Origin of the sequence: Paradesulfitobacterium ferrireducens, from assembly GCF_017310645.1 — a bacterium.
GTDB lineage: Bacteria > Bacillota > Desulfitobacteriia > Desulfitobacteriales > Desulfitobacteriaceae > Paradesulfitobacterium > Paradesulfitobacterium ferrireducens.
Window position 1 is genome coordinate 1 of record NZ_JAFLRH010000020.1, and the last position, 7,218, is coordinate 7,218.

A 7,218-nucleotide genomic window follows, 5' to 3' on the forward strand; every position below is an offset into this window, starting at 1 on the left:
GCATTAAAACAGATAACAAAATCTTTGGAAAATACGTTGTAGTGACAAAAATATTATTGATGTATGCCTCAAAGCCTTGCTACGACTGGTACTGGAAATTTTTTACGCCAAACTTGGGTTTCAACAAAGATAATTTAGTTTTCTGTTCATCTGTAGGGACTACTATAATTCCAAGAAACTTCACCAGGAAATTCTACTCCTTACGAGAGAAAGCCAAACTACCAAATACTATCAATTTACACGCACTAAGACATACCTACGCAACAAGGTTACTTGAAAGAGGTGAAAGCCTGAAAACCATTCAAGAAATCTTAGGTCATACTGACATTTCAATCACAGCCAATATTTACACAGACGTTTTACTGGAAACAAAGAAAAAAGCAGCCGCCAAAATGGACGGACTGCTTGCAAGAAAGTAATTCACTAAATTGCACTACAAATTGCACTACACGCTATTTTCATCAGGACATTAAACCCTGAAACCCTTGCAAATCTGGTGGGCGATACTGGGATCGAACCAGTGACCTCATCCGTGTGAAGGATGCGCTCTCCCGACTGAGCCAATCGCCCGTACTGATGTTCGATGTTCGAACCACGAACTACGATAATGGTGGGCCCACTAGGATTCGAACCTAGGACCAACCGGTTATGAGCCGGCAGCTCTACCACTGAGCTATGGGCCCTTGTCTCGCTAAAAGGCAAAAATAAATTGGCTCCCCGAGCAGGACTCGAACCTGCAACCTACCGGTTAACAGCCGGTTGCTCCACCATTGAGCTATCGAGGAAAGCCCTTTGCATCAAGTATTATACGAAATTTGTCCAAGCGCGTCAAGTTAAAAAATTTTTACTCCAAATAATCCTTCAACTTTTTGCTGCGGCTGGGATGGCGCAGTTTGCGTAAAGCCTTCGCTTCAATCTGGCGGATACGCTCGCGCGTGACCCCGAATTCCTGCCCAACCTCTTCCAAGGTCCGGGTACGCCCGTCATCCAGCCCGAACCGCAGGCGCAGGACTTTTTCTTCCCGGGGCGTGAGGGTCTCCAAGACTTCTTCGAGCTGTTCCTTCAAAAGAATAAAAGAAGCGGCTTCTGAAGGTGCAGGGGCATCTTCATCCGGAATAAAGTCCCCTAGATGCGAGTCTTCCTCTTCCCCGATCGGAGTCTCCAGGGACACCGGTTCCTGGGCAATTTTCATAATCTCACGCACGCGCTCAACCGGAATGTCCATTACCTTGGCGATTTCTTCCGGAATCGGTTCCCGCCCCAGTTCTTGCAGGAGCTGGCGCGAGACCCTAATGAGCTTATTGATCGTTTCCACCATATGCACGGGAATGCGGATGGTACGGGCCTGGTCAGCAATAGCGCGGGTAATTGCCTGGCGAATCCACCAGGTGGCATAGGTACTGAACTTATACCCTTTACGGTAATCAAATTTTTCAACAGCCTTAATTAAGCCAAGATTTCCCTCTTGAATTAAATCTAAAAAGAGCATGCCCCGCCCGACATAGCGTTTGGCAATACTGACAACCAGACGCAGGTTGGCCTCGGCTAAGCGCCTTTTAGCGCCTTCATCTCCGGCCTCCATCCGTTTAGCCAGTTCAATTTCCTCTTCAGCGGTCAGAAGCGGCACCCGTCCGATTTCTTTAAGGTACATGCGCACGGGGTCATCGATGCCCACTCCTTCAGGAACAGAGAGATCAACTTCCGTTTCTTCGATCTCTTCCTGCTCCTCGGAGAGGTCATCGTTTTCTTTTTCAAGCACCTCTTCGACTTCTTCAGGCTCAGGTACCACGTCTATACCCATCCGGCCAAGCTGTTCATAAATCTCATCGATTTGGTCTGCGGTGAGTTCGATTCCCTGGAGGGCATCCATGATTTCACGATAGGTGAGTGAACCTTTATTTTGGCCCTTTTGGATGAGGTTTTTGACACTCTCCATCTTTAATTCCTCTTCACTCACCGGATTACCTCCTTCCTTCGGGTCATTTGTTTTGGTACCTATAACCTTATTATTCGCCACGTCTTAACCGCTCTCCTATCTCTCTTAACAGAACCATGGCTCCAGCCAGGTCACCTGATTTTTCCAGCATAATTAGGCGCTCTTGCAGCTCAGCAATGTCTTCTTCTGTTTGCCCTGCTTTTAGGCGGCGCACAGAGTCTTCAAAAAGTTGTTCAGGATGTGTAAGCTCTATCTCATCAACCATAATCGCCGCGAGTTTCCCCTGAATATTTTCAGGCAAATCCGCTTGCGAAAGGGAATCACCGCTTTTTAGCCGGCGGTAAATTTCTTGATGTTCCATCACTTTGAAAGCCTGTGCCGTTAATAGTTTCTCAAAACGGGACACAAAGGGAGGATACTCGAGCATCAGCCGCAGAAGTACCATCTCGGCCCGGTAAATCCCCATGGGCACAACCGGTTCAGGTTGAACATACCTAATGATATTATCTCTATTTTTTACAGAAATATCCTGTCCTAAGCGAGAATTTTCGTTTTCCCGTCCATTTTTGGGCTTTTTCTGTTCCTGGCGCAGAATCTCGCTTTGAACAGCCTCTAGGGTAAGCCCTAGTTCCAAGCTGAGAAACCGTTCATACCCCTCTCTTTCCACCGGACTGACTACTTTTATAATATCCGGAGCCAATTTAGCAATCAGTTCCGCCTTCTCCGGAATCGTGTGCGGAACACTGTCACCACTTAATATACTGTACTTAAACTCAATAAATGTGCGCGCTGCGTCAATAACCTGACGAATTTTTTCTGACCCCTGCTTGCGCACAAACTCATCCGGGTCTTTGGCATCCGGCCAGGATAGGATGTACACACTGAAACCTGCATTCCTTAGGATTTCACCGGCCCGCAGCGAGGCTTGCACCCCGGCAGCATCGGCATCATACCCGATCATCACTTTGGTGGTATAACGTCGAAGCAGCTTGGCCTGATCCTTGGTCAGCGCAGTTCCCAGGGAAGCAACCGCATTGGCATATCCCGCCTTCTGCATAGCGATCACATCCATATACCCCTCGACCAGGAGTGCATAGCCCCGTTCCCTGATCCCCTGATGGGCCCGGTTCATGCCGTATAAATGATGACCTTTGCTAAAGAACTCGGTTTCCGGTGAATTAAGATACTTGGGCAAGGAATCATCCAGAACCCGGCCGCCGAAAGCAATGACCCGTTGGCCGCTGTCCAAAATACTGAAGATGACGCGGTTGCGAAAACGGTCATATACCCGTACCCCTTGAACCCCTGAGTGGTCTGTTTCCAAACCTAGCCCAGCCTCGACCATTTCTGAGGAACTAACCCCGCGCGCACTGAGGGTTTTAACAAGACCATCCCAACGAGCGGGTGCATACCCCAAACGAAAGGCACGCATTGCTTGTTCATCCAAACCGCGGCTAAGCAAATAATTTCTTCCTGCTTCACCCTCCGCTTTCTCTAAGAGTACTTCCTGAAAATAGGCAGCGGTCCATTCGTGAATTTCTTCCCAACGGCGGCGGCGCTCCCTTTTTTTACGCTCACCGGCGGAAAGCTCACGCTCCGGCAGGGAAACCCCGCTTCTTTGAGCGAGATGACGAACGGTTTCTATGAACGTCCAATTTTCCCTTTTCATGAGGAAAGAAAAGACATTGCCGCCGGTATGGCAGCCAAAACAATAAAATATCTGTTTTTCCGGTGTTACAGTGAAGCTAGGGGTTTTTTCCGTGTGGAACGGGCAAAGACCGAGATAATTTTTCCCTTTGCGCTGAAGGGGCAGGTATTCTGAAATGATTTCTACGATATCGGTGCGGAGACGAACTTCTTCAATAAGATCTTCCGGGATTCCGTATTCCACTATAACTCAACCTTTTCTCCCTGCCACAATTTTTCCTGTTTGTCAACCCTTAGCTATAGAATTCTTCGCCAAAAAATCGTGGAATCCTCTTTTTCATACCCTGGAAAAAAGATAGAAGATAGTCAGGGTGTAACTATTCTCTGTTAAGAACATTAATTCCTTCCACCTTCGACAAATTATATGAAAAAATAGACCTATCTTTTCTGAGAGTGGGGCTTAATGTCGCGGCACAAATAAGCCCTGAAAGAGATCAATGGCATAATTATCGGAAAGCCCGGAAACATAATCTACCACAGCCTGAGTCTTGTCTCCTTGAGCCCACTCGAAATACCCTGCGGGAAGCTGATCAGTGTGATCAAGATAGTGACGAAACAGTGTCTGCACCACGAATTGACCTTTGCGCCGCTCCTCACGCAAAGTAGAGCTGTTATAGACACGGGCAAACATAAATTCTCTAAACTCATGCATCGCTTGGCCCACCCGTTCTGACTGCTCAATCTGCTTTTGCCCGGTCGAGGCTGCGATCATATCCACAACCATAGCGGTGATCATGCTGCTGGGGTTGTCCCCAAGCACCGAGCGTACATTAGAGGGCAAGTCGAGCGCGGACAAAAGCCCAGCCCGCACCGCATCATCGTAATCATGGCAAAGGTAGGCGATACGGTCTCCGATCTTCACGATCTGCCCTTCCAACGTTTCGGGCACGCCTTCACCCGTATGGTTCAAGATTCCGTCCAGAACCGGAGCGGTGAGGTTAAGTCCCTTGCCATCATTTACGAGCTTAGTCAAAATGCGGATGGATTGTTCATTATGCTCGAAATGCCCAATAATATTCCGCAGAGCTTCTTCCCCCACATGGCCGAACGGAGTGTGTCCGACATCGTGGCCCAGGGCAATGGCCTCAATTAAATCCTCATTCAGCTTGAGCCCGCGCCCGATGGTGCGGCAGATTTGGGACACTTCCAGACTGTGGGTCATGCGGGTGCGGTAATGATCCCCTGTGGGGGCAATATAAACCTGAGTTTTATGCTTCAGTCGGCGAAAGGGCTTACTGTGGAGGATGCGGTCGCGGTCGCGCTGGAATCTTGTTCGGATCATGCACTCTTGTTCGTCACGCTCACGCTTGGCATATCTGCTGAGAGCGGCAAACGGGGAAAGCCGCTCCTCTTCTTCCCTTTCAGTACGTTCACGAATACTTTCTCGAACCATTTATTATATGCCCCCTAAACAAAGGAGAATTCTAAGATGATTCTATCATATTTTGCACCACTTATTTAGGTTGAAAAAAGAGGAGTCTTGTTGAACACTGCCGAATTTAATGAATAGTTCGGTGCATTGAAGGCGAATGGAGTCAATGTCGGTATTACTTAAGCATTATGGAGGAATAAGCATGAAAGAGCAGAAAATTGATGTTCTACATACTGCGAGTGAATATATTGATCGCTTAATTGAGGGCATCAACCAAGCGGTGAATCACTTTCAAACAGGGCAAGAGCTAAAGGGGCTCAATTTAATCGAACCGATTGTCGAAGGCTTTCAATGGCTCACCCAAGCGCTTGATCTCACACAGGACATCCACGCGCGCAAGATTGACCTTGTACCTTTGAATAACCATTTTAAAGAAATTGTGGCTTCGTTCGAGAAAGAAGACTATGTGTTGATTAGCGACATCTTTCAATATGAGGTCATACCCGTATTGGAAGAATGGCGCGAAACCTTGCGTCTATCTTTAGGAGAACAAAGCTAAAATGGGAACCTCTTCATTTGTAGATCAATATCAAAGAGAAATCCGCCTTCTGGAAACGAAAGAAGGAACGAAGACCCTTTCGCTAAATAACATTTTGGTTCACAGCCGGTATTATCCTTCCAAAGAAGCAACTGCCTTCATCGATGGGTGCAAAAATCTGTATCTAGGCAAAAAGCATGTCGTTGTCTACGGGTTGGGACTGGGCTATCATATTAAGGAACTATTGACAAGACTCGATCCGGATTCTACGGTTTATGTATTTGACTTGGATCATATAGTCGTGGAAATAGCTGCAAAATTGGGCATCATAAAGGATCTCCTGCGCGATAACCGTTTACGGCTTTATATTGATCCTGCAACCAATTTGGTGGAAGCTTTAGCCGAAAAGCTGCATTTAGTCGATGATCTCTTGCTTTTTAAGCCATCGCTTAAAGTATTACCCCCTGTTTATGCAAGCATAAAAGACGTAATCACTAATTATGAGTTGGGCAAAATCGGGATTGAACGGTTTGGACAAGAGATGGAGCGTAATGCAGTCTTGAATTCAGCTGTGAGCGCCGGAAGCATCAACGAATTTTTTGATCTTTATCCGTTCAAGTCCCAGATCGTAGCCCTCGTATCAGCGGGGCCTTCCTTGGATAAAAGCATCGAGGATTTGCGGGATTTAAGGCCGTATATTAAGATTTTTGCCGTAGGCAGTTCGCTCAGAACCTTAATGAAAAATGGCCTTGAACCTGATATGGTCTGTATTACTGATTGTCAGGAAATCGTGTACGAGCAGTTTCGTGGATATGAAAATCTTAGCATACCTCTTTGCTTTCTTAATACGGCCTCACATTTAGCTGTCTCTAAATACAATGGTCCAAAATACATCTTCTATAATCAGCTTAAAGATCAGAACACGGTAATCGACACCGGGAAATCTGTTGCGACCGCAATTCTATCTATCGCCACCAAAGGCGGAGCAAACCCCATTGTTTTTGTCGGTCAAGACCTTGCTTTCGTTGACAATAAAACGCATACCGCCAGCTACACGGAAATGTACTCTATCGACAACACTGTATCTGAAGACGGAAATTACAAAAAAGTCCTGGGAGTAGATGGCACATACTTAAAAACAACTACTTCTTTGTTAAACTTCAAGTATTGGATCGAAAAAGCCATTGCTTTAAATCCCGGCATTAGATTTATAAACGCCAGCAAAGGGGCTCAAATTAAAGGAGCCCCGGCGATGAGCCTGAAGCGAGCGCTTGAAACGAGATAAATACCACATCTGGAGAGATAATATCCTCTTCTGAATAAGTGAATCCATATTTGGATAATGGAATTGTCAAATTTGGTTGAGTCCTTAAACTCGTAATTTTTGGTTAAAATATAGCTGGCTCTTGCCGGTTGGGAGGATAGGGCATATTCCGTTATTTGATGTATTCCGATTATTTTTCAAACCATGCTGGGAACGCAAGACAATTCATTACGCCCCCAGCAATATATCGGGATATTGTTTTATCCCAATCCAAGTAGACGTTTGATCATTTCTTCGTTGCCGTCCCATGTAGCCTCTTCAGCTTCCGGACTAACTGAGCCGGTCATAACCGATACACTCTCAATGACTTTGCGCTTCATCTCGTTGTCTGCGCGGGCATA

Annotated in this window: 6 protein-coding genes and 3 tRNA genes; 3 read left to right on the top strand and 6 right to left on the bottom strand. The window is 46.6% G+C overall.

Translation table 11 applies throughout. The features are described from left to right. The coding region (locus tag J0X21_RS08415) for a tyrosine-type recombinase/integrase (RefSeq protein ID WP_206811756.1) at positions 1 to 419 on the top strand (419 nt) is incomplete at its 5' end. 75 nt (positions 420 to 494) lie between these two features. Here the strand turns inward: J0X21_RS08415 and J0X21_RS08420 are convergent. The 6 genes from J0X21_RS08420 to J0X21_RS08445 all read right to left on the bottom strand — a co-directional run bounded on the left by J0X21_RS08420 (position 495) and on the right by J0X21_RS08445 (position 5,036). Then, positions 495 to 570 (bottom strand) — tRNA-Val (locus tag J0X21_RS08420). 38 nt (positions 571 to 608) lie between these two features. Then, a tRNA-Ile gene (locus tag J0X21_RS08425) sits at positions 609 to 683 on the bottom strand. A gap of 27 nt (positions 684 to 710) precedes the next feature. Further along, positions 711 to 785 (bottom strand) — tRNA-Asn (locus J0X21_RS08430). A gap of 59 nt (positions 786 to 844) precedes the next feature. Continuing rightward, the gene (rpoD, locus tag J0X21_RS08435; RefSeq protein WP_206811757.1) at positions 845 to 2,017 is read right to left on the bottom strand and encodes an RNA polymerase sigma factor RpoD; all 1,173 of its coding nucleotides are present in this window, start codon (positions 2,015 to 2,017) and stop codon (positions 845 to 847) included. Beyond that, a complete protein-coding gene (gene dnaG, locus J0X21_RS08440) occupies positions 2,007 to 3,827 on the bottom strand; it encodes a DNA primase (RefSeq protein WP_206811758.1) in 1,821 nt (606 codons plus the stop codon). The genes rpoD and dnaG overlap by 11 nt, the downstream gene beginning before the upstream one ends. Positions 3,828 to 4,043: 216 nt before the next feature. Continuing rightward, the gene (locus J0X21_RS08445; RefSeq protein WP_206811759.1) at positions 4,044 to 5,036 is read right to left on the bottom strand and encodes a deoxyguanosinetriphosphate triphosphohydrolase; all 993 of its coding nucleotides are present in this window, start codon (positions 5,034 to 5,036) and stop codon (positions 4,044 to 4,046) included. 181 nt (positions 5,037 to 5,217) lie between these two features. On the opposite strand from J0X21_RS08445, the gene J0X21_RS08450 reads away from it, so the two are divergent. Together J0X21_RS08450 and J0X21_RS08455 are read left to right on the top strand one after the other, a co-directional pair. Next, entirely contained in the window at positions 5,218 to 5,574 is a 357-nt protein-coding gene (locus tag J0X21_RS08450; RefSeq protein WP_206811760.1) for a hypothetical protein, read from the top strand. Position 5,575: 1 nt separating this feature from the next. Beyond that, a complete protein-coding gene (locus J0X21_RS08455) occupies positions 5,576 to 6,838 on the top strand; it encodes a motility associated factor glycosyltransferase family protein (RefSeq protein ID WP_206811761.1) in 1,263 nt (420 codons plus the stop codon). The last annotated feature ends 380 nt before the right edge of the window (positions 6,839 to 7,218 follow it).